Raw genomic sequence first — 24,360 nt, forward strand, 5'->3', positions numbered from 1 at the left:
GCCTGCTTGCTTGCCCCGCCCTCAGGTGCCACGGGCGACCGATGCCTTGCGTTTGCCGCCGCGGCGCCTGCGTTGTGCCTTGTATCCGAAACCCAACGACAAGGATGATCGTATGCGGCGCCTGGAAGACACCAAGCTTGCCATTGTCGGCCTCGGCTACGTCGGCCTGCCGCTCGCGGTGGAATTCGGCAAGCGTTACCAAACGGTCGGTTTCGATATCAACAAGAAGCGCATCGAGCAATTGCGCGCCGGCCATGACAGCACGCTGGAAGTCGATGCCGAGGAACTCGCCGATATCCCCCATTTGCGCTTCAGCGCCGAGCTGGACGATATCCGCGATTGCAACGTCTACATCGTCACTGTCCCTACCCCGATCGATCTCGCCAAGCGCCCCGACCTGACTCCCTTGGTCAGGGCCAGCGAAACGCTGGGCAAGGTGCTCAAGCCGGGTGACATCGTGGTGTACGAATCCACCGTGTATCCGGGCTGCACCGAAGAGGTCTGCGTGCCGATCCTCGAACGGGTATCGGGCCTGGTGTACAACCGCGACTTCTTTGCCGGCTATAGCCCCGAACGTATCAACCCCGGCGACAAACAACACCGGGTGACGACCATCCTCAAGGTCACGTCAGGCTCGACGCCGGAGACGGCTGATTTCGTCGACCGCCTCTATGGCTCGGTCATCGTCGCCGGAACGCACAAGGCCAGTTGCCTGAAAGTGGCCGAGGCGGCCAAGGTGATCGAAAACACCCAGCGCGATCTCAATATCGCCCTGGTCAACGACCTGGCCATCCTGTTCAACAAGCTCGGCATCGACACGCTCGACGTATTGCAGGCGGCGGGAACGAAATGGAATTTCCTGCCGTTCCGACCCGGGCTGGTCGGCGGCCATTGCATCGGCGTGGACCCGTACTACCTCACGCACAAGGCGCAGGAGGTCGGGCACCACCCGGACGTAATCCTGGCCGGCCGTCGCACCAATGACGGCATGGGCCCGTACATCGCCAGCGAAGTGATACGCCTGATGGTACGCAAGGGCATCAACCCGGTGCAGGCACGCATCCTGATACTGGGCCTGGCGTTCAAGGAGAACTGCCCGGACCTGCGCAATACCCGCGTGGTCGATATCGTGCATGCACTGCGCGCCTATAACGCCGCGGTCGATATCCACGATCCCTGGGTGAGTGCCGCCGAGGCCGAACACGAATATGCCATCACGCCAGTCGCCGAACCGGCCTCGGGCGGCTATGACGCCGTCATCGTCGCGGTCGGTCACCGGCAATTCGTCGCGATGGGTGCCGAGGGTGTGCGCCGCTTCGGCAAACCGTCGTCGATCGTCTACGACGTGAAATACGTACTGCCGCGCGACGCTGTCGACGGTCGTCTATGAACCGGCTCACCTTACGAGATCGCATGCCATGAAAGTGCTGGTTACCGGAACCGCGGGCTTTATCGGTTCGCACGTCGCCTTGCAATTGCTCAAGCGAGGCGACGAAGTGATCGGCCTGGACAATCTCAACGACTATTACGACGTCCGACTGAAAAAAGCCCGCCTGAGCCGCCTGATGCGACACGGCGGCTATACGCATGTGCATGCCGACCTGTCCAACCGGGCCGCAATGGAACAGGCCTTTTCCCGGCACCGGCCGCAGCGGGTGGTTCATCTGGCCGCTCAGGCCGGCGTACGTTACGCGGCGGAGAATCCACATGTCTATGTATCGAGCAACGTCACCGGCTTTCTGCATGTACTGGAAGGTTGTCGCCGCCACGGCGTAGAGCATCTGGTCTTTGCCTCGACCAGCTCGGTCTATGGTGCCAACGGTACGCTGCCGTTTTCCGAACACCAGTCCACCGAGCATCCGCTGACACTGTACGCCGCCTCGAAAAAAGCCAACGAGCAGATGGCGCACAGCTACGCCCATCTCTACGACATCCCATGCACGGGACTGCGCTTCTTCACGGTCTACGGCCCCTGGGGCCGCCCGGATATGGCGCTGTTTCTTTTCACCAAGGCGATTCTCGCCGGCGAACCCATCCGGGTTTTCAACTACGGCAAGCACCAGCGCAGCTTCACCTACGTCGACGATATCGCCGAAGGCGTGATTCGCGTACTCGATACCGTGCCAGTCAAGGACGCCGCGTGGAATGCCTATTTGCCCGACCCGCAAAGCAGCAGCGTCGCGCCCTATCGCATCTACAACATCGGCAACGAGCAGCCGGTGGCGTTGTTGCGTTACATCGAGGTGCTGGAAGCGTGCCTGGGACGCAAGGCGGAGATGGAATTGTTGCCGATGCAGGCCGGCGATGTGCCCGACACCGCCGCGAACATGACCTTGCTCAGGGATGCGGTCGGCTATGTCCCCAAGGTGCCGGTCGAAACCGGTGTGGCTCAATTCGTCCGCTGGTATCGGACCTATTACGAGACTCTGCAAGATGAACGCGTTGCATAACGTTCGTAGCGGCTGGAATGGCCAGCGTCATGGTTTGGAGGCGACATGATCATCGACTACCTGGATGGATCGTCGCCCGCCGACGTCGAAGCGGATCTCTGCATCATCGGCGCGGGGGCGGCTGGCATCGCGATTGCCCGCTCGTTTATCGGCACGTCGCTATCGGTCTGCCTGATCGAAGGCGGCGGCCTGGCGGGCGAGGAAAAAAGCCAGGCGCTGTATGAAGGAACGTCGATCGGCAACCCGCCGTTTGATCCGAGCGTGTCACGCATGCGCGTGTTTGGCGGCAGCTGCAATCTGTGGGGCGGCGGCTGCATCACGCTGAGCAAACACGATCTGGGGGAGCGCAACTGGGTGCCACACAGCGGCTGGCCGCTCTCTTACGACGAACTCGAACCCTACTACGCACGTGCACGAACGTATTGCCAGATCGATGCGCATGACTTCGCCGATGGGTCCTTCATCGGCCCCTTGCCGCGCCAACCCATTCCGTTCAGCGCGGACAAACTGGTCAACCAGATCTTCGCGCGCAGCCCGATTTTATTTGGTGCCGCTTACCGCGCCGAACTCGAGCAGGCCGAGAACATCAAGGTGCTGCTGCATGCCAACCTGATGGAGCTGGAAGCCGCGCCCGACGGTACGTCCGTGCGTCGCGCACGCATCGCCGCCCTGAGCGGGCGCACCGGCTTTGTCACGGCACGACACTATGTGCTTGCCTCCGGCGGCATCGAGAACGCTCGCCTGCTCCTGCTGTCGGACTCGGTGGTTCCCCAGGGGCTGGGCAACACGCGCGATCTGGTGGGCCGTTATTTTATGGATCATCCCAGCGGCAGCATCGGCCGGGTGGTGACCGATACGCCGGACCATCTCACGCGTCCGTACGATCGCAACCTGGGCAAGGGCCCCGCGCCGGTGTTTCCCGAAATCGGCCTGTCCGATCAGGCACAACGAGCCCATCGCCTGCTTAGCGGACGCGTGCATCCCTTCCCTGTCGAAGCGGACGTACCCAAGGGTATTCGTGCGTTGCGGGAGTTCAGGGCAGCCCTGCGGCCCTCGTCGCGCGATGAGAGCGCCGAGCTGGAGGCGCGGCTATGCGCGGCGATGAAAAATGGTCCTTCGCCAGGTGACGATGTCATCCCGGCCAAAGAGGGCGTCGGCAAGCTCGCATTGCGAGTCGGCCTGGGCGCCGGCGATATCGCCAAGGCGTTCGTGCGGAAGCTGGCCGACAAATCGGCGGTGAAAAGCAATCATGTGGAGCTGATCGGTTATTTCGAACAGGCGCCGAACCCGGACAGCCGGATTACCCTCAGCTCCGACGTCGATGCGCTCGGGCTGCGCAAGATCTGCGTCGACTGGCAGCTGACGCCGCTGGACAAGCACACCTACCGGACCGCGGCGGTCCTGTTCGGCAACGAACTGGCACAGGCATGCGGCGGACGTTATGAACCGGCGGCATGGGTAGGCGGTACCGGGGACGACATGCCCCAGGTTCACGGCACCGCGCATCACCTCGGCACGACACGAATGTCCGCCGATCCGAACCAAGGCGTGGTCGATCGCCATTGCCGTGTGCACGGCGTCGACAATCTTCATATCGCCGGCAGCTCGGTGTTTCCTACCGGCGGCTGGGCTTTCCCGACCTTCACCATCATTGCCCTGAGCCTGCGGCTGGCCGAAGACCTGCGCGACCTGCTGCTGGCCTATGGCACCTCCGGGATGCTTTGAGATACCCATGCCGAACGGACGCGCCAATTTCATCGCAGACGACTTCCTTCATACGGTGAAATGCGCCCTGGCGCGCGCGCAATTTTCCATGTTGTCGCCCGGTGCGGCGAGCGTGCTGCTGTTCGATAGCGCGCTGTGGGGGCTGCATACCGAATCGGCCGAAAGCCTGCTCGATGCGGGCGAACGTGCCAGGGCCGCACGGTTTCGATTCGAGCGCGATCGTGAGCCCTATGTCGTCGCCCATGCCCTATGGCGCGCCGCGCTTGGCATCTGCCTGGGCGTCGACGCCTGCGACGTTCCCCTCGGCAACACATCGGGCGGACAGCCTTATGTCTCGGGAACGCAGCTTGCCACCAGTCTCAGTCATAGCGGCAGCTGGGTAGCGATTGCCGTATGCGCGGCCGAAACCGTCGGTGTCGACATCGAGCGCTCGCCCTCGCACATGACGTTGACCGAGTTGATGCCGCGCTTCTGCACGACCGAGGAAATAGCCGAAGTATTGCCACTGCATCCGCTCTTGCGCGAATCGGCGCTGCTGTCGTTGTGGACACGCAAGGAGGCCTTGCTCAAGGCGTTCGGTACCGGGCTGAGCGAGGAGCCGTCGCGCATGAAGGCCACCACGACGGCACTGGTCCCGCCGCCCGCATCGGCCACCACTCGCATACCTTGCCGCGTACGCGATATCGGCCTGCCCGCCGGGCTTATCGGGGCATTGGCTGCGCCTTCGACCATTACTGCCTGCCGGCTGCATTGGCTTGATGAGATGCGGCTTCACTAAACAGCAAGAGCGGTGCTCGGTAATCTCTGAAAACATCTCCTATCCGTCATCCCGGCGCAGGCCGGGACCCAGTGGCTTTGTGGTCGGTCGTCGCGAGCGTGATCACGCATTCTGCTCTGACGCGAAAACGGAAAACCGAAGCCACTGGGTCCCGGCCTGCGCCGGGATGACGAGTAGGAGGTGATTCGAATTGATTTGAAGACACCCCTGTTACATCCCTGTAACGCCCATTCGGACTACGCAAAACCCACCGTCTGTCGTATCGCGGGCTGCGATACACCAGCGTAGCCTCAAGTTCTGCCCACGGAGTGGCAGTCAACTTGGGGGAATCCGAATGCTTCGTTTTCTACGAAGGCAGGCCGTACGCTGGCTCCTGCTGCTCGGATTTTGCGAGTCGCTCTTGCTGGCCGGCTCGTTGAGCCTGGCGATGTACCTGCGCTACTTCAATGCACCGGACGAGCTGGCCGAGTTCTCGCGCCATTTGCTGGAAAGGTCGCTGCTGTTTGCGCTGGTCATCATGTTGGGCATGGCGGCGCTGGGGCAGTATCAAACGCATATGCGCAGCAGCTGGTTTGGCCTCCTGGCCAGACAGGTGGTGGCGTTTGCGCTCGGCGGCGTGGGCCTGATCGTGGCGTACTACGTCGTGCCGCAAGCCTATGTCGGCCGTGGTGTGATGGGTATTGCGCTGTTGCTGGGCCTGGTCCTGGTCATGGCCTTCCGTTCGGTATTCATGCGGCTGGTGGAGATCGAGGCGCTCAAACGGCAGGTGCTGATCCTGGGCGCGGGGCAACGTGCCGCGCAGATCCACAATCGCATGCGTCGCCGTTCCGATCGACGCGGCTTTCGCATCGTCGGTTATGTGCCGTGCCCGAACGAAATAACCGTCGTACCCTCCGATCAGCTGCTGAACTTGAACGTTCCGCTGCCATCGCTGGTGCTGCGCCGGCAGGTCGACGAGATCGTCGTCGGTGTCGACGATCGTCGCGGCAGCCTGCCGATGGACGATCTGCTCGAATGTCGGCAACTGGGCGTGACCATTACCGAGCTCACCACGTTCTGCGAACGCGAATCGGGCCGCGTCCAGCTATCGTTGCTCGACCCCTCCTGGCTGGTCTTCTCCGGTGGCTTCAATGCCACGCCGCTGCGTCGGTTGAGCAAGCGTTGCTTCGATCTGGCCGCCGCCGTGGTGCTGATGGTGCTGACCTGGCCGTTGATGCTGGGGATGGTGCTTGCCATCCGCATGGAGTCGGGTGCCGGCCAACCCATTCTCTATCGCCAGGAACGCGTCGGCGAACGCGGCAGGACGTTCTGGCTGCTCAAGTTTCGCAGCATGCGCACCGATGCAGAGCTTGATGGCATAGCGCGCTGGGCCAGCAAGCATGACGACCGCGTCACGCGCGTGGGCCGCATCGCACGCAAACTGCGTTTCGATGAGTTGCCGCAATTGTGGAATGTACTCAAGGGCGAGATGAGCATCGTCGGACCGCGTCCCGAGCGCCCGCAGTTTGTCGCCGATCTCGAGCCGAAGATTCGCTATTACAACTTGCGCCATTGCCTGAAGCCCGGGCTGGCCGGCTGGGCGCAACTGAGTTACCCGTATGGCGCCTCCGAAGAAGACGCCGCCGAGAAACTCAAGTACGACCTGTTCTACGTCAAGAATCACAACCTGATGCTCGATCTGCTGATTCTCGTGCAGACGGTAGAAGTGGTGCTGTTTGGCCGCGGTGCGCGCTGAAACGTCGCCCTGGCCCGCTATGGCCGCCGGGTGGCGGCGCAAGGCCCGGTGCTCGGTGGAATACACACCGGGTCGAGGTCAAACGCGCCGCCTGGCGACCATAGCGGGCCCCGATGTCCGCCAAACACATGTAAGGCTTCAATGGTGGCTGGGGCGACCCGCAGGCGTCTTGAGCGATTGCAACGGCGAGCTATACCAGTCCACCACTTCGCCATTCTCGAAGCGGATCCAGGACGGACCGTATTCCCAGCGATCGTCCCGAATCAGGGTCGGCTCGCCCTCGATGGCACGCACGTTTTCCGATGACATGCCCAATGCAAGCGTTGATACGACGGGCTTTTCCGGCATCTCCGCCGTGCTTGGGGCGATGTATGGCGCGTGGCTCACTTCCGGCAAGAACGGCAGCGGGTCGGTGCACCAGAACAATGCCGCGGTCACGGACAGGGCGAACAAGATGGTGACCTTGGACGGTCCGCGTCTCGGTTCGCGCGTCGGTGTAAGCGTGGGAAGCGTCGATCGGAAGCTGGGCTCGGGCGTATTGGCCCGGATGTCCTCCGCCTGGGCGCCAGGCAGGCGTCCATGACGGCGCTGAAACTCCATCGCGGCACTGTATTGGGCGGTCAGCTGCTGCAGCTGATCGCCAACACGTGGCTGCCCATCGCCCGGGCGGTCCGGATGCAGTCGCGCCACATGGCGCCGGTACGCCCGCTTGAAATCCAGCAGGCAGCAACCCGGGCTCACGCCCAGCTCCCGATAGAGCTCAAGGAAATCGGTCTCGTTAGCCAAGCCATCCCCCTTGGTGCGCCATGCCATCGCCAGTCACGGCCCCGTCGGCTGCCGGGTGCGGCCACCCCCTGTGGGTGGTCGGTCCGGTCTTGCGGGAGGTCAAGATTGGCGCAACACGCGGCGGACCGCAAGCACATTTTTCGCTTGACTTGGTGTGACGCAGTTCTCACTATCAAACCATCAAAGGGGAGCGCTTCCATGGCCTGCTGTCGACGCCTTCGGGCTGACCGCCGCCTCGTCGAGATGGCGCTGGTGCTGCTTTTTGCGCCCCTGCTCCTGCTAGCCCGCCCCCTATCGGCACAGCCGACGGAGTCTCCATCCATGGGTTCGCCGATCATGGTCACCCCGGCCCTTGGCGGGCATACATTGCTGGCCCAGTCCGAGGGCCTTGGGGTCTCTCCCGCTACCACCGAACCGGTCGATACCCAGCGCAGCGGCAGCACGCTGATCGTCTTCAACGGCGGGTATTCGTCCAATGATGCCCGCCCGGTAGATAGCTATGCGAACCGCTGGAAACAGCTGGGCTCTACGGTTCCCTACGGCAATGGTTACGGTGACCGCTTCGACGTCAAGGCCTATATCGCGCTTGCGGCCAAAGGCGGCGCCAACCACACCGTCAGCTTCGCCAAGCCGGGCAATGCCGTCGGTGAGATGTCGGTTCCGTTTATCGAGATCAAGCAGGCCGGCGTTCTGAAAGATGTTGCCCAGAACTACGCACCTGCCGCCCTGACGCTGCGTAGCGGCACCGTCACAACCACCGGCCCGGCCACGCTTATAGCCATATGGTGGGGCGATGGCGGTGTCAAACGCATGACAGCCGTACCCAACAACGGTTTTACCGTGATCGACAGCTTTCTCAAGCTCCCCGACAACAGTGGCGTGCAGTGTGCCGTGGCATTCAAACAGGTGGATGCCGCCGGCACCTATGACGTGAGCTGGATAGGCGCGCCTATTCAGGGCGCCATCCTGTGGTTGTTCGCATTTCAGTCCGCGGATTGATTCGACGCAAGGCCTGCATTTGAAGGAGAACGACCATGCTGGGCACTTTTCTCTCGACAAAACGCTATGCCGATATCCTGGCGCGAGGGCGCTCGGAAACCGAGCCCTTGCTCACCCTGGAGCCGTCGATCCTGCGTGCCTATTACAACCGCCAACCGTTTCTGGTCGGCCACCGGCTGGTCGCGCACCCGTCCTTCTCTCTGCCCTCGCTGTTCGCGCTATGCCGTCGCATGCCCACGGAAAAGATTCTTTACCGGATCGGCAAGATTCCCGGCGATGCCGAACTCGACTCGTCCTATGACCGCTACAAGCGCGACCTGACGCTCGATGATGTGTTGAATCATTTCGAAGAGCGGCAGGCGTATATCTGCATCAACAACCCCGAACTCGACGCTTGGTACCGACCGGTCATCGAAGGTCTGCTTGGCGAAATCGCGGCAAAGACCGACCCGATCGACTCGGAAATCAGCTGGTACTCGACCTACGTCTTTATTTCTTCGCGCGATTCGGTCACGCCGTACCACATGGATCGCGAGATGAATTTTCTGTTGCAGATCCAGGGCACGAAAACCGTGCACCTCTGGGACCCGGCCGACCGCGAAATCATGTCCGACGAAGAGAAAGACCTGCTGTTGTCGCGAACCGGCGATCGCCCGACGTACAAGCCGTCGTTCGAGGCGAAAGCCATGACCTATCAGCTCAAGCCGGGGCTGGGCGTACACCATCCGTTTATCGCACCGCACCGCGTGCACACCGGTTCGGAACTGTCGATCTCGCTGGCGGTGACGTTTCGCACACGCCACTCGGATATCTGGACCGACGCCCATCGTTTCAACGCGCGTATGCGCCGGCTCGGGATGGAACCCGGTGCGGTGGGCCACAACTTTTTCGTGGACCGTGCTAAATCTGAGTTGGCGCGCATCGGCCAGCGCGTGCGGCGCAAACCGATAAAAACAGACTGAGCGAAAGCCAGCCAACGGCCACTGTTTCGCCAGCTTTGCCAAGTATGGCGACGGGGATAGGCCAAATGCCCTAGTCGACTATCGGCAAAACACGCCGATGGCTTCGACCTGTGCGAAATACCTGAAAAACAGCGGTCAAGTCATGCATTCGTCGCAAAGGTCTCGACCATAGAGTCTATGGAAGCGAGGTGGCATCGCACCCGACACTACACGTGTCCGCGTGATGCCAGAGAACCGAAGTCATGAATGCCAATGCGCGCCCACTTATCGATATCGATTGGGAAAATTTCGATCCGTGGCGCATCCAGTCGGTGACGCATGAGCTGTCCGATCACCCGCTGCTGCAGCCCGACCAGCTGGTCGCGCTGGGCAAGCGTCTGCAGGGCAGCACGCGCGTGTTTACGTTCAACAGCGATGCCAGTGCAGGCACCAACTTCGATGCGGTAAGCCGGCTTTATCCCAACCGCAAGCCGGTCGCCGAGACCCTGCAGCGCATCAGCGACGCCAAGGCATGGATGCTGCTGCGCCACGTGCAGGCCGACGAGACCTATCGCGAACTGATCGATCTGGCCTTCGATCCGATCCAGCCGTATATCGAGCGCAAGGATCCGGGCGTGTATTACCGCGCGGGGTGGATCTTCGTCGCCTCGCCGCACACGATCACGCCGTTTCATATCGACAGAAACCACGGGATCCTTCTGCAAGTCCGCGGGCACAAGAAAGTGTACGTATGGGACGCGGCCGATACCGACGTGGTCAGCGACCGTGCACGCGATTGCTTCCACGCACGCCATGAGCTGGACCTAGTGCAATGGAACGAGGCGTTTCGCGCTCGCGCGAAGGTGTTCGACCTGGGGCCGGGCATGGGGGTCTATATGCCACTCACCAGCCCGCATATGGTCGAAACCGACGACGAACCGTCGATCACCATCAGCCTGACCTACAGCACCCGGGCCACGCGCAAGAACGCGATGCAGCACGTGGTCAACGACCTGCTGCATCGCATCGGCCTGCAGACGCCGCCCGTGGGGAAACGGCGCCTGTTCGATCGCCTTACCTATACCGCGGCCTCGGCTCTGGTCGCGGCACACGGCACGGGAAGCCGTCCGCCGGCATGTCCGTCGCTTGCTCGTCGCAGCGCTTACGCGATAGCGGATTGATAACCCAATACCTCGAAAGAAAACCGAACAAGACAAACATCGCTGCCATCGTCTGTGGGGAGACTGCGAAAGCCTGATGAACGCGTGCATGGATACCAGCAAGGACGATGCCGGCCCGAGCCTGCGCTTGTTCGATGTGTTGCCGTCGCGAACCGGCACAGCTACCGAATGCATGCATCGCGAATACGTGCTCGGCACGGCAGACTTTTCGGGCCGGACGAATATCTCGACACTGCTGTGTGCCGTATTGGCCGCGGCCGAATCGCAGTTGACCGGCACCGATGCCGTTCTGGCCAGCCGTTTCGTAGCCGACCAGTTGCAACAGATTGTTGCCGATATGCCCCGAACAGGCGATCGCGCCACCTGGCTTCAGGCATTCGGGCAGCAGATCAATGATGCACCGGCCATCCCGCAGCCCGCCGCATGGGGCGCCGCGGATCATGGCGATGGCGACTTCTGTGCCTCGATCGCCAGCCGCTGGTATCTGGATATATCCGGACCGGCCCGGCTATGCGTCGATTTTCGAGCGCCGTTCAACGAGATCTCGATCGAACTCTTCGCCAGGAGCGTGCTACGCCTGCTGGACGCCGCGTGCGCCTCAGACGATGCAGCCATGGGGTCGCTGGACGTCATCGATCCCATCGAACGCGAACGCATGCTGCAATGGAACGCTACCGCCAAGCCACGGCGCGATAGCGACACCGTGCATGGCCTGTTTGCGGAGTGTGCCAAGCAATACCCGACGCGCACTGCCATCGAGGCTGGCGATGTCGTGCTGTCCTATGCCGAACTCGATGCACGTGCCGAGCGCGTTGCCGCGGGGCTGCTTGCCGCGGGCGTAACGCACGGGTCGCCGGTGGCGCTGCTGCTGGAGCGTTCGGCCGAGGCCATCGTCGCCCTGCTCGGCATCCTGAAGGCTGGCGGCGCCTATCTGCCGCTCGATCCCAGCTACCCGGCCGAGCGCCTCGCCTTCGTGATCGGCGATGCAGGCGCCACGCTGGTCATCGCCGGCGCGGATACCCAGGCGCTTGCGGGTGTCACCGTTCCGATCATGCCGCTCGAGCAGCTCGAACGGCAGGCTGCACCATCGGCGCAACCGACCCTGGGTAGCGATGCGCTGGCCTATGTCATGTACACCTCGGGATCCACCGGCACCCCCAAGGGTGCGGAAATCCTGCATCGGGCGATCATCCGATTGGTGCGCGATGTGGACTATGTGGACTTCGGCACACAGCCGCGCCTGTTGCATGCCGCGCCACTGGGATTCGATGCTTCGACACTGGAAATCTGGGGCGCGTTGCTCAATGGCGGATGCTGCGTCGTTCACGGCGAACGCATTCCCACCGGCTGCGGCCTGGCAAAAACCATCGACCGTCACCACGCACAGATCGCCTGGCTGACCGCAGCCTTGTTCAACGCCATTGTCGACGACGACGCCAGCAAGCTGCGCGGACTTTCCCAGTTGTTGATCGGTGGCGAAGCGCTTTCGCCTGCGCATGTGCGCAAGGCCTATGCGGCGCTGCCGGACACCCGCATCATCAACGGCTACGGTCCGACCGAATGCACCACGTTCGCCACGACCTATCCCATCCCACGCGACCTGGATGCCGATACGCATTCGATCCCGATCGGCCGACCGATCGCCGATACCACGCTGCATGTGCTCAATGCCCGCGGTGAGCCGGTACCGGTCGGTGTCATCGGTGAGTTGCATATCGGCGGCGCCGGCCTTGCGCGCGGTTATCTGGCGCGCCCGGAGCTGACCGCCGAGCGCTTCATCGCGCATCCCTCCGACGCAAGCGGCGAGCGGCTTTATCGCACCGGCGACCTGGTTCGCTGGCTCTCCGAAGGCGTGATCGAATTCATCGGCCGTGCCGATGGCCAGGTGAAAATTCGCGGCTACCGGATCGAGATCGGCGAAATCGAAGCCGCCTTGCAGCGCATCGACGGCGTACGCGCTGGCGCGGTGATGGTGCGCGAAGATCAACCCGGGCAGAAGCGCCTGGTCGCCTATTACGTGCTGGACGATACGACGCTCACCGCGAAGATCCTGCGTGAGCAACTGTCGAAGGCGCTGCCCGAGTTCATGGTGCCGGCGATCTATATGGGACTCGCGTCGTTGCCGATTACCACCAACGGCAAGCTCGATCGCCGCGCCTTGCCCGCGCCGGACAATCGCCGCCCCGAGCTGGTCGACGCCTACGTGACGCCCCAGGGTGTCGCGGAACAACGGCTGTGCGCCTTGTTTGCCGATGTGCTTGGCCTGGACCAGGTGGGGCGCAACGACCATTTCTTCGATCTTGGCGGCAATTCGCTGCTGGCCGTCAAAACCGTCGCTCGCATCCACCAGGAGCTGTCGACGCAGCCGACCATCGTCGACTTTTTTGGCACACCGACACCGGCGGACCTGGCGGCATTGATCGAAAGCGGCACCCACCGCAGCGCTCTGGCCGGGCGACTCGCTCGTGCCCAAACGCGCGAAGCGGCCGAACCCATCGCCATCATCGCCATGGCCGGGCGCTTCCCCGGCGCTTCGAGTGTCGAAGCGTTCTGGGACAACCTCTGTGCCGGCCGCGACTCGATCACGTTCTTTGCTGCCGATGAGATCGATCCGGGCGTTCCCGCCGAAGAACGCGCCGATCCGTCCTATGTCGCCGCACGTGGCGTGATCGACGGCGTAGAAGATTTCGACGCGGCGTTTTTTGGCATCTCGCCGCGCGAAGCCGAGCTTACCGATCCGCAGCAACGTATTTTTCTCGAACTGTGCTGGGAATGCCTGGAGCGTGGCGGTTATGTGCCGGATGCGCACGACGTGCCTGTCGGCGTATTCGGCGGCATGCACAACGCGACCTATTTCCAGCGGCACATCAGCACACGTCCCGACCTGGTCGAAAAGCTCGGCGCGTTTCCGGTGATGCTGGCCAATGAAAAAGATTATCTCGCCACGCGCGTCGCGCATCGGCTCAATCTGACCGGTCCGGCGATCAGCATGAATACCGCGTGCTCGACCTCGCTGGTGGCGATCAGCCAGGCCTTCGACGCCTTGCGCGCCGGCCGGTGCGATATGGCGCTGGCCGGCGGCGTAGCCATTACCTGCCCACCACGCAGCGGTTATCTGTATCAAGAGGGCTCGATGCTCTCGCCCGATGGCCATACGCGCAGTTTCGACGCGGACGCACAAGGCACGGTGTTCAGCGACGGCGCGGCGGTACTCCTGCTGAAACGATTGTCGGATGCGCAACGCGACGGCGATCCGATCTATGCGGTCATTCGCGGCGTGGCCGTCAACAACGACGGTGGAATCAAAGCGAGTTTCACCGCACCGAGCAGCGCCGGCCAGGCGGCAGTCGTCACCATGGCGCTCGACAACGCCGGTGTCGATGCGCGCTCGATCTCCTATATCGAGACGCACGGTACCGCCACGCCACTGGGCGATCCCATTGAAATCGAGGGTCTGACCCAGGCGTTCCGCCAAAGCACCGACGAGCTTGGCTTCTGCGCGCTAGGCTCGGTCAAGAGCAATGTCGGTCATCTGGTCATGGCGGCCGGCGCGGCCGGCGTGATCAAGACCGCGCTGTCGTTGCACGAGCGCACGCTGCCACCGTCGCTGCATCTGCGCGCGACCAATCCAAAGATCGATTTTGCGCATTCGCCCTTTACGGTGAATGCGAGCCTGCAACCCTGGCATGCCGAAACGGGTCCGCTTCGCGCCGGCGTCAGTTCGTTTGGCGTGGGTGGTACGAACGCCCATGTCGTGCTCGAAGAAGCACCCGCCGCCGAACCCTCCGATCCGGCCAACGGCGCACAGTTGCTGGTGCTTTCCGCACGCTACGCATCCGCGCTGGCAAACGCCGGGAAACAGCTTGCCGAGCATCTGACGGCCCATCCCGAGATCAATCTCGCCGATGTCGCCTGGACCTTGAGCAAGGGCCGCAAGGCCTTTACCCATCGCACCTGCGTGGTGGCCCAAAGCGTCGAGGACGCTGCCAACGGGCTTCGTGACGGGGCACTGGCCACCTGGACGGCGCAACAGCCCGCGCCTGCCATCGTCTTCATGTTTCCCGGCCAGGGTTCGCAATATGCCGGCATGGGCCGCGAGCTGTACGCCGCCGAACCGGCATTCCGCGATGCGTTCGACGCATGCGCGGCGATTCTGCGCGATGAACTCGGCTTCGACCTGCGCGAAAAGATGTTCGACGACGATGCCGACGCCTTGCGCGCGACCGCGCTGACGCAGCCGGCGACCTTTACGATCGAGTACGCGCTGGCCCGGCTATGGATGAGCGCCGGTATCCAGCCCGTTGCGATGATCGGCCATAGCATCGGCGAATTCGTCGCGGCGGTGCTCGCCGGCGTGATGAGCCTGGCCGATGGCGCCCGGCTGGTGGCACGGCGCGGGCGCATGATGCAGGCGTTGCCGAGTGGCTCGATGCTGTCGGTGCGACTGGACGGGGCGCAGCTTGCCGCGCGACTGCCGGCATCGCTGTCGCTGGCCGCGGAAAACTCGCCCAATGCCTGCGTGGTGTCTGGCGAGACTGATGCCGTCGATGCTTTCCGTGTCGAGCTGGAGCAGGCCGGCATCGCCTGCCGGCTGCTACAGACCTCGCACGCATTTCATTCGGCCATGATGGACCCGGTATTGAGTTCGTTCCGCCGGGAGGTCGAACAGATCGCCTTGTCACCGGCTGACATTCCCATCGTTTCGACCTTGACCGGCGAAGCCTTGAGCGATGCCGATGCGATATCGCCGGATTATTGGACCCGGCATCTGCGCGGCACCGTACGTTTCTCCACCGCGTTGCGCGCGCTGCTTGCCGATCCACAGCATGCCTTTGTCGAAGTGGGGCCGCGCGCGACGTTGAGCCTGCTCGCGCGGCAGCATCCGGAAGGCCGGGGCCGCATCGTGCTTACCTCGCTGACCGATACGCCTGCCAACGAGCGCACCGCGTGGCTGGGCGCCCTGGGCCAGCTCTGGTGCAACGGTGCCGCGGTCGCCGTCGACGCGCTGGACCAACGCTCACGCAAGCATCGCGTTCGTCTGCCGACGTATCCGTTCGAGCGTAAACGCCACTGGATCGAAGCCCGCCCGCTCGCCGTCGCGGCAGCCGCGGCACCCGCGGCAGTTGTATCCAACATCACCGTGCTGCCCTTGCCTGTCCACAGCGCACCGATCGAATCGCCACTTGCCCCCATGCCGGAGCCTGTATCCATGCCCGTACAAACCGCCGCTGCGAATACCGCATCCGCACGATCCGCGCGCCTGGTCGCGCAACTGACGGCATTGTTCGAGGACGTCGCCGGCAACGAGTTCGATGACGCGGATACCGATGCGAACTTTGTCGAGCTGGGCCTGGATTCGCTGGCGCTGACCCAGGTCGCGCTGCAGCTGCAGAAAACTTTCGCGCTGAAGATCACCTTCCGCGAGCTGATGGAATCGTGTTCATCCTTTGAGCGTCTCGCCATGCACATCGACCGCCTCTTGCCGCCCGACAGCCAGCCTGCCGCAGCCACACCAGCCGTACCGGCCCCCACAGCCACCGCGCCTACGAGCACGCAGCCGAGCATGATGCCTGCTGCAAGCGGCGGCCTGGTCCAGGATGTCATCCAGCAGCAGATGCTGATCATGCAGCAGCAACTGGCCTTGCTCGCCGCCGCTGGTGGCGCTGGTGTTCCTCCTGCGGCACCGGTTGCGGCAGCGCCTGTTGCTGCGCCCGCACCCCAGGCGGCTCCTTCGGTCACACCGACCATCGCGAAAGCGGCCACCGCCGAGCCGACCGGTTCCGACGAAGAGGCCGCGCTGGCACACACGACGTATGACGTCAAAAAGGCCTTCGGCGCGATCGCCCGCATTCACTCGACCTCGACCGAGCTGAGCACCCGCCAGCGCGCACGGCTGGACGTCTTCATGCGCCGCTATATCGAGCGTACCCGTCGGTCGAAGGAATATACCCAGCAACACCGCGATCACCTTGCCGACCCGCGCGTCGTCAACGGCTTCCGGCCGCTGCTGAAAGAAATGATCTACCAGATCGTGGTCGACCGGTCGAAGGGTTCCAAGGTATGGGATCTGGACGGCAACGAGTATGTCGATGCGCTCAACGGCTTTGGCATGAACCTGTTCGGCTGGCAGCCGGATTTTATCGTCGACGCCATTCGCCAGCAGATCGACGCCGGCTACGAAATCGGCCCGCAACACCCGCTGGCTGGCCACGTCGCCAAGCAGATCTGCGAGCTCACCGGGTTCGATCGTGCTGCACTGTGCAACACGGGTTCGGAGGCGGTGATGGGTACCGTGCGCATCGCGCGCACCATCACCGGTCGCGACACCCTGGTGATCTTCACCGGCTCTTATCACGGCATCTTCGACGAAGTGATCGTGCGCGGCACCAAGAAGCTGCGCTCGGTACCGGCCGCACCGGGGATCCTGCGCAATACCTCCGAGAACGTTCTGGTATTGGATTACGGCACGCCCGAATCCCTGGCGATCATCCGTGAGCGCGCCTCGTCGATCGCCGCCGTGCTGGTCGAACCGGTGCAGAGTCGCCGGCCCGACTTCCAGCCGCGCGAATTCCTTCAGGAGCTGCGCGCCATCACCAGCGACGCAGGCGCCTTGCTGATCTTCGACGAAGTCGTCACCGGCTTCCGTTCGCACCCTCGCGGCGCGCAAGCCGTGCTCGGCATCGATGCGGACCTCGCATCGTATGGCAAGGTCGTTGGCGGCGGTTTCCCCATCGGGGTGATCGCCGGCAAGCGCAAATACATGGATGCGCTGGACGGCGGCGGCTGGCAGTTCGGCGACGCCTCGATCCCCACCGTCGGCGTGACCTACTTTGCCGGCACTTTCGTTCGTCACCCGCTGGCATTGGCGGCAGCACATGCCGTGCTCAAGCATCTCAAGGCATCCGGCAGCGCATTGCAGGAGCGGCTGAATGCACGTACCTCTCTGCATGCCGACGATCTGAATGCGTTCTGCGCCGAACTGGGCGCACCGATCAAGATCACCAACTTCGCGTCCGTATGGAAGATCAACTTCCTCGAGGAGCACCCGCTGCAGGATCTGCTGTTCGCGATGATGCGTAGCCGCGGCATCCACATCCTCGATAACTTCCCCTGTTTCTTCACTACGGCGCATAGTGAGGCGGACTTCGTTGCGATCGGCAAGGCATTCAAGGACTCGGTGCTCGAGCTGCAGGAAGCGGAATTCCTGCCGCGGCGTCGCCAGGCGGAGGTACGCACGCTGGATGCCGACAAGCCGCCGGTGACCGGTGCGCGCCTGGGCAAGGATGCGGAGGGTAATCCGGCCTGGTTCGTGCCCAATCCGGATGCGCCCGGCAAGTTCATGAGGGTCAGCGCATGAATTCGGATCAGGTCATGGGAATCTCCACGGCTGTCGATTACGACCCGTTCGCCGATGCGCCTCTGGCCCGCGTGGTCGCTACCACCGAGCCGCAGCGCGAAATCTGGCTGGCCGCAAAACTGGAGCCTGAAGCATCGCTCGCCTATAACGAATCGGTGTCGCTGCATTTGTCCGGTGCGCTCGATGTCGCCGCCTTGCAGACCAGTCTGCAAGCGCTGGTCGATCGTCATGAAATACTGCGGGCGACGCTGAGCAAGGATGGCGAAGAGCTGCATATCGCCACCCAGCTCGAACTGCCCTGCCCGCTGCGCGACTTGTCCGCACTCGGCGAGGCGGCACGCGAAGCCGACATCGACGCAGCGCTCAACGAGGTCGTAACCGAGCCGTTCGATCTCGAGCATGGTCCGCTGGTACGCGCTCAACTGCTTCGCCTGGCGCCGGATCGGCATCTGCTGATCTTCACCGCGCACCACATCGTCTGCGATGGCTGGTCGTTCGGCGTCATCGTGCAGGACCTGGCCGCGCTGTACACCGAACAGTTGGGCCAGGGTCCCGGTCCGGCGGCGGCGGATTCCTATGTCGATTTCGCCCAGGAGCAGGTCTTGCTCGCCCAGACCGATGCGGGGCGCGAAGCGGAACACTACTGGCTGTCCCGTTTCGCCACTATTCCATCGGCGCTCGACTTGCCGACCGATCATCCGCGCCAGCGCCGCCGCACGTTCGCGTCGCAGCGTGAAGATCGCACGCTCGACGCTACCCTGGTCGCCGACATCAAGAAATTGGGCGCACGGCGCGGGGCGAGTTTCTACGCCACGTTGCTTGCCGCCTTCGGCGTGCTGCTGCAGCGACTGAGCGGTCAGGACGATGTCGTCATCGGCATCCCTTCCGCGGGACAGGCGGCCGGCGGTCATGATGCCCTGGTTGGCCATTGCGTCAACGTGCTGCCGTTGCATGCATCCATCGATACGCAGGCCAGCTTCGCCGCTGTATTGAACAGCGTTCGTGGCGATCTGCTCGACGCGTTCGAACACCAGCAATACACGCTCGGCAGTCTGCTGGCACGCCTGGCACTGCCGCGCGATCCCAGCCGCCTGCCCCTGGTCAGCGTGCTGTTCAATCTCGACCAGGCGCTGGATGAGCAAAGCGTGACGTTCCCCGGCCTGCAATTCCAGTTTGCGGCCAATGCACGCGTCTTCGAAAACTTCGAGCTGTTCGTCAATGCAGTGCAGGTCGACGGCGGCCTGCGTCTGGAATGCCAATACAACAGCGATCTGTTTCGCGGCGAAACGGTACAAGGCTGGCTCGATGCATACGAAACGCTGCTGCGCAGTGCGATTGCCGACCCCGATAAAGCCACGCAGGCGCTGGAGCTCTTGTCCGACACCGCACGGCAAGGACTGGAGGCGTTGCAGCCGCCGGTCACGCCCTATCCGGAGCAGCAGCTCGCCCACGAATATTTCGAACATCAGGTTGACAGGTCGCCGGCGCGCGCGGCTGTACGACATGGCGCCGTACAGCTGAGCTACGTCGATCTCGAGGCACGCGCGAATCGGCTCGCGCGCTGCCTGCGCGCGCGCGGCGTGGGTCATGGCGACCTGGTAGGCCTGTCACTCGCACGCGGCACGGATATGGTCGCCGCGGTCCTGGCCGTGCTCAAGGCCGGTGCAGGCTATGTGCCACTGGATCCGTGCTTCCCCTCCGACCGTCTTGCCTTCATGGCCGAGGATGCATCATTGGCCGCACTGATCGTCGACGACGCGGTGCCGGCAGCGTTTGCGTTCGATCCGTCGCACGTGCTTTCGCTCACCCGCGATGCCGATGACATCCAGGCCGCGGACGCAAGCCGGCTGTCGCGTAGCGAGACGGCAGCGACGCCCGATTCGCCCGCCTATGTGATCTTCACTTCGGGCTCGACCGGTCGCCCCAAGGGTGTGCGGGTTCCGCATCGCACGACGTCGAACTTCCTCACCAGCATGCAGCGGGTGCCCGGCATTGGCGCGGATGACCGCTTGCTCGCCGTGACCACGCTGTCCTTCGACATCGCCTTCATGGAGCTGATGCTGCCCTTGAGCGTCGGCGCCGAAGTGGTCATCGCCGATCGCGACGACGTTCGCGATGGCGCGGCGCTGCGCAAACTCGTGGAAAGCAGCCAGGCGACGATGATGCAGGCAACCCCTGCCGGCTGGCGCATCCTGGTCGAGTCCGGCTGGAACGGCCACGCAACGTTCCGTGCCGTCTCCGGCGGCGAACCGTTGCCGGTGGATCTGGCCGAAGCCCTGCTGCAACGCTGCGGCGAAGTCTGGAATGGCTACGGGCCGACCGAGACGACGGTGTATTCGACGTATTGGCGCGTAGCCGACCCGCGCGCCGGCATCTGCATCGGCACGCCGATCGCCAACACGCGCGTATACATTCTCAATGAGCAGCAGATGCCCTGCCCTCTGGGCGTACCCGGCGAAATCTATATCGGCGGCGCTGGTGTCACGCTGGGTTATCTCAATCGTCCCGAGCTGAACGCGGAACGCTTCCTGCCCGATGCATTCGCTACGGCAGGCGATGCGCGCATGTATCGCACCGGCGACCGCGGCCGCTGGCTCTATAACGGCATGCTGGAGCATCTGGGCCGTCTGGATTTTCAGGTCAAGGTGCGCGGCTATCGTATCGAGCTGGGCGAAATCGAATCCGTGCTTGCCGATGCGCCGACCGTGGCACGCGCCGTCGTGATGGCGCGCGAGGATCGTCCCGGCGACGTACGGCTGGTGGCCTATGTCGTACCGCGCGAAGGCGCTCGCTACGACGAGCAGGGCCTGCGCGCGCTGTTGCAGCAACGACTGCCCGACTACATGCTGCCGCAGCACCTGATCGAATTGGCGGCGATTCCGCTGCTGCCCAACGGGAAAATCGATCGCAAGGCCTTGCCCGCACCGTCGATCCAGTCCGTCGCCAGCTACGAGACCCGGTTGGCGCCGCGCAACGACGACGAGCGACGGGTCGCAGCAGCGATGGAAACCGTGCTCGCCCTCCCCGACCTGGACGTGCGCGACAACTTCTTTGCCCTGGGTGGCCATTCGCTGTTGGCAGCGCAGCTTACCGCGCGTCTCAATCGGGAATTCGGCATCACCTTGTCGTTCCGCACGCTGTTCGACGCACCGACCATCGCCGACCTGGCGGCGGCCATCGCGCAGCAGGTAGCCAGCGGCACGGCACCGGCGACGCAACCGATCGAACGACGCGCCCAGCAGGACCGGGCGCCGCTGTCGTTGATGCAACAACGTCTGTGGGCATTGGAGGAACTGCAACCGGGCCGGGTGACCTATAACGCGCCTTCGGCCCATCGCCTGCGCGGACATCTGGACGAAGCCGCATTTCAGCTTGCCATGCAAGCACTGATGCAGCGCCAGGCGATCATGCGCACGGCCTTTCGTCGCAACGGTGAACAGGTCGAGCAGATCGTGGAGCCGCACATCGAACTGCCGCTGTTCCCGGCCGAAGATCTTTCCGCGCTGCCCGACGCCGAGCGCGAAGCGGCCTTGATGCAACGGCTGCAAGTCTTGACCGACACGCCGTTCGACCTGACTCGCGCTCCGCTGTTCCGTGCGCGTATGTTCAAGCTGGCCGACGACGATCATGCGTTCTTTTTCATGCCGCACCACATCATCTGGGACGGCTGGTCGTTCGACATTCTTTATGCCGAACTGTCGCAGCTGTATCGCGCGTTCGTCGAAGGTGCCCCCTCGCCGCTATCGCCCTTGCCCGTCAGCTACGGCGACTTCGCCGCCTGGCATACCCAGTGGCTCGAAAGCCCGCAGTTCCAGACCCAGTTGGCGTTCTGGCGCGAGCGGCTGGCACAGATGGGCGATATCAAGGCCTTGCCGACCGACCAGCCACGGCGACCCGGCATGTCGGGCGTGGGTCGTACCGAGTGGATCCGCGTTTCCAAGGACGCCACCGAGGCGATGCACGACGTCGCCCGCCGCGCCGATGCCACGCTCAATATGACCCTGCTCTCGCTGTACTACGTACTGTTGAGCGGCATGGCCAGCCAGCGCGACCTGGTCGTCGGCACGCCGGTGCGTGGCCGCAACCAGACCGAAGTCGAATCGGTGATGGGTTATTTCAATAACCTGCTGCCGCTGCATATCAACGTGGACCCGGCACTGTCGTTCATCGATTTCGTGCAGCACGTCAAGCGCACCGCGATCGAGAGCTTCGGCCATCCGGACGTCCCGCTGGAATATCTCCAGCGCGAGCTGCGCATCGGTCACGGCAATGGCGCCGTGCTTTATCAAGCCTTGTTCTCCTTCCAGGATGCACGCCAGCGCATCGTGAACTGGGGTGGCCTGGCGCACGAGCAAATCCTGCTGTTCCAGAGCGGCGCTACCGAAGACCTGGGGCTGTGGTTCCTGGAAAGCACCAAGGGGATGGTCGGCGGTGTGACCTACAACGCCGATATTCTGCAAGGCGATACGGCAAGACTGCTGCGCGATCGCTATATCGCGATGATGGCGCGCGTCAGCGGCGATCCAACGCTGCCCATTACCGCGCTCCATGCGATCGGCGACGCCGAGCTGGAACAACTGCGCACCTGGAATGCCGGCACGGCCGAACTGCGCCTGCCCGCGTCGATTTCCGCCATGTTCGAACGGCAGGTCGACAGTGCACCGAACAGGACTGCGCTGACCTTCGGCAGTTGGGGCACAAGCTACGCCGAGATCGAGCATCGTGCCAACCGCATCGCGGCCTGCCTGCGTCGACGGAATGTCGTTGCCGGGAGCGTCGTCGGGCTGGGCGTAGAACCGGGAATCAACGGACTCGCCAGCATGCTGGGCGTCTGGAAAGCCGGCGGCGCCTGCGTCCTGCTGGACCCGTCCGATCCACCCGCGCGCTTGAAAGACATCGCACAGGACGCCGGTATCGAGGCACTCGTCGGTGAATCCACGCTGGCCACCACCATGAGCTGGTCGATGGTGCGGGGCCTCTGGCTGGACACCGACAACAACGAGATCATCGCCGCATCGGCCGAGCGACAGGTGGCTCCCGCTGACTTTACGGCAGACAGTGCCGCCTGGATTGTCTATGCGCTCGACGCAAAAGGTCTGCTGCGCGGTAGCGCAGTGACGCACCGGACCGTCGCGAACACCTTGCAAGGGATGCAGGACGTGCTCGTCCTGGCTGCCGCCGATCGCCTGTTCACTACCGCCTCGCCAGCCAGTGGCATCGCGGCGATGACATGTCTCCTGCCGCTTGCAGCAGGTGCCGAGCTCGTCCTGGCCAGCGAACGTGAAGCCAGGGACGGAACGGTACTCGCCCAGCTCGCGCAGGCAACGCAACCGGCCGCGATACTGCTGCCGCCGGAGCGTTGGCAAAGCATGTTGGCCGCGCAGTGGCCAGGGCAGACCGATACGAAGGCCGTATGCATCGGCGGCGCGCCATCACCGCAACTGGCGGTGCAATTGGCCGCCTGCTGCGCCGGCTTCTGGAATACCTTCGGCTCGGCCGATAGCGCCATCCTGGCCACCTGCGGTCGCGTCGAGCAACCAGCCGAAAGCCTGCATGGCGGTCGACCGCTTGCCAATACCGGCGCCTGGATCATGGACGAGCAGCAGCAGGCCTGTCCCATCGGCGCCATCGGCGAAATCGCATTGCGCGGCGAAGGACTGAGCCGCCCGTTTGGAACAAGAGCAACATCGTCGGCCGAACCGTCCGCTTCTACGTGGCTGCGGACCGGGTATCGCGGTCGCTGGCTGGTCAGTGGGCATCTGCAAGCGATGGGCCGCCTCGATCGACGCGTGAACATACAAGGGCAGGACATCGATCTGGCCGGCATCGAGGCGAAGCTGCTGGCACTCCCCGGCGTCGCCCAAGCCATCGCCGTGGTTCGCGCGCACCGCACGGATGGTCTGCATATCGACGCGTATGTGGTGCCACACGCCAACGCACTGCTGCATGCACAAACGCTTGGCGAACAACTTGCCGATGCATTGCCGGCCCGGGAGATGCCACGGCATCTTGTGGTGTTGCAGGAGCTGCCGCGACTGGCTGACGGCAACACGGACTCGGACGCACTGCCCGCTCCGCAGGAGGGTGCAAGCGATGAGCCCGTGGCATTGGCCATGCAGCCGAAGACGCCTAATGAAAAGCTGCTTGCGGGCATCTGGTGTCAACTGCTGGGTGTTGCCCAGGTGCGTACCAGCGACAACTTCTTCGATATCGGCGGCCATTCGCTGTTGGCGGTCGACATGGTGGCGCGCGTGCAACGTGAGCTTGGCGCAAGCCTGAACCTGCTCGATGTCGCCAACAGCACGCTGGGCACGCTGGCAGCGGAGCTTGCTCATGCACCGGCAAAAACCGAGCCGCCGGCCAAACACGGGCTGCGTCTGCGCAACCTGTTCGGGCGACGCTGATATG

11 protein-coding genes are annotated in these 24,360 nt (G+C 63.5%); 10 read left to right on the top strand and 1 reads right to left on the bottom strand.

Features of this window, described 5'->3' with window-relative positions; all coding sequences use genetic code 11:
• Positions 1-112 precede the first annotated feature (112 nt).
• The 5 genes from tviB to QMG46_RS16630 all read left to right on the top strand — a co-directional run bounded on the left by tviB (position 113) and on the right by QMG46_RS16630 (position 6,688).
• On the top strand, positions 113-1,390 hold the full coding sequence (gene tviB, locus QMG46_RS16610; protein ID WP_281852912.1) for a Vi polysaccharide biosynthesis UDP-N-acetylglucosamine C-6 dehydrogenase TviB: 1,278 nt from the start codon (positions 113-115) through the stop codon (positions 1,388-1,390).
• 28 nt (positions 1,391-1,418) lie between these two features.
• Positions 1,419-2,450, top strand: coding sequence for an NAD-dependent epimerase (locus QMG46_RS16615; protein ID WP_281848961.1), 1,032 nt, complete (start codon positions 1,419-1,421; stop codon positions 2,448-2,450).
• 45 nt (positions 2,451-2,495) lie between these two features.
• Complete coding sequence (locus tag QMG46_RS16620; RefSeq protein ID WP_281848962.1) at positions 2,496-4,175, top strand: GMC oxidoreductase; 1,680 nt, start codon at positions 2,496-2,498, stop codon at positions 4,173-4,175.
• 7 nt (positions 4,176-4,182) lie between these two features.
• On the top strand, positions 4,183-4,953 hold the full coding sequence (locus QMG46_RS16625; protein WP_281848963.1) for a 4'-phosphopantetheinyl transferase family protein: 771 nt from the start codon (positions 4,183-4,185) through the stop codon (positions 4,951-4,953).
• Between the two features lie 334 nt (positions 4,954-5,287).
• A complete protein-coding gene (locus tag QMG46_RS16630; protein ID WP_281848964.1) occupies positions 5,288-6,688 on the top strand; it encodes a TIGR03013 family XrtA/PEP-CTERM system glycosyltransferase in 1,401 nt (466 codons plus the stop codon).
• A gap of 138 nt (positions 6,689-6,826) precedes the next feature.
• Here QMG46_RS16630 and QMG46_RS16635 read toward each other — a convergent pair whose 3' ends face one another.
• The gene (locus tag QMG46_RS16635; RefSeq protein WP_281848965.1) at positions 6,827-7,474 is read right to left on the bottom strand and encodes a hypothetical protein; all 648 of its coding nucleotides are present in this window, start codon (positions 7,472-7,474) and stop codon (positions 6,827-6,829) included.
• Positions 7,475-7,795: 321 nt separating this feature from the next.
• Here QMG46_RS16635 and QMG46_RS16640 point away from each other — a divergent pair, with 321 nt between their 5' ends.
• The 5 genes from QMG46_RS16640 (at position 7,796) to QMG46_RS16660 (ending at position 24,356) form a co-directional block, all read left to right on the top strand.
• The gene (locus QMG46_RS16640) at positions 7,796-8,473 is read left to right on the top strand and encodes a hypothetical protein (protein WP_281848966.1); all 678 of its coding nucleotides are present in this window, start codon (positions 7,796-7,798) and stop codon (positions 8,471-8,473) included.
• Between the two features lie 35 nt (positions 8,474-8,508).
• Complete coding sequence (locus tag QMG46_RS16645) at positions 8,509-9,435, top strand: cupin-like domain-containing protein (protein ID WP_281848967.1); 927 nt, start codon at positions 8,509-8,511, stop codon at positions 9,433-9,435.
• A gap of 242 nt (positions 9,436-9,677) precedes the next feature.
• Positions 9,678-10,595 carry a cupin-like domain-containing protein gene (locus QMG46_RS16650; RefSeq protein WP_281848968.1) on the top strand — a complete coding sequence of 306 codons (918 nt, stop codon included), beginning with the start codon at positions 9,678-9,680 and terminating at the stop codon, positions 10,593-10,595.
• An 88-nt stretch (positions 10,596-10,683) separates the two neighbouring features.
• The gene (locus QMG46_RS16655) at positions 10,684-17,952 is read left to right on the top strand and encodes a polyketide synthase (protein WP_281848969.1); all 7,269 of its coding nucleotides are present in this window, start codon (positions 10,684-10,686) and stop codon (positions 17,950-17,952) included.
• A complete protein-coding gene (locus QMG46_RS16660) occupies positions 17,949-24,356 on the top strand; it encodes a non-ribosomal peptide synthetase (protein WP_281848970.1) in 6,408 nt (2,135 codons plus the stop codon). Before QMG46_RS16655 ends, QMG46_RS16660 begins: the two co-directional genes overlap by 4 nt.
• Positions 24,357-24,360 lie beyond the last annotated feature (4 nt).

The sequence above is a fragment of the Dyella sp. GSA-30 genome, from assembly GCF_027924605.1.
Taxonomy (GTDB): Bacteria; Pseudomonadota; Gammaproteobacteria; order Xanthomonadales; family Rhodanobacteraceae; genus GSA-30.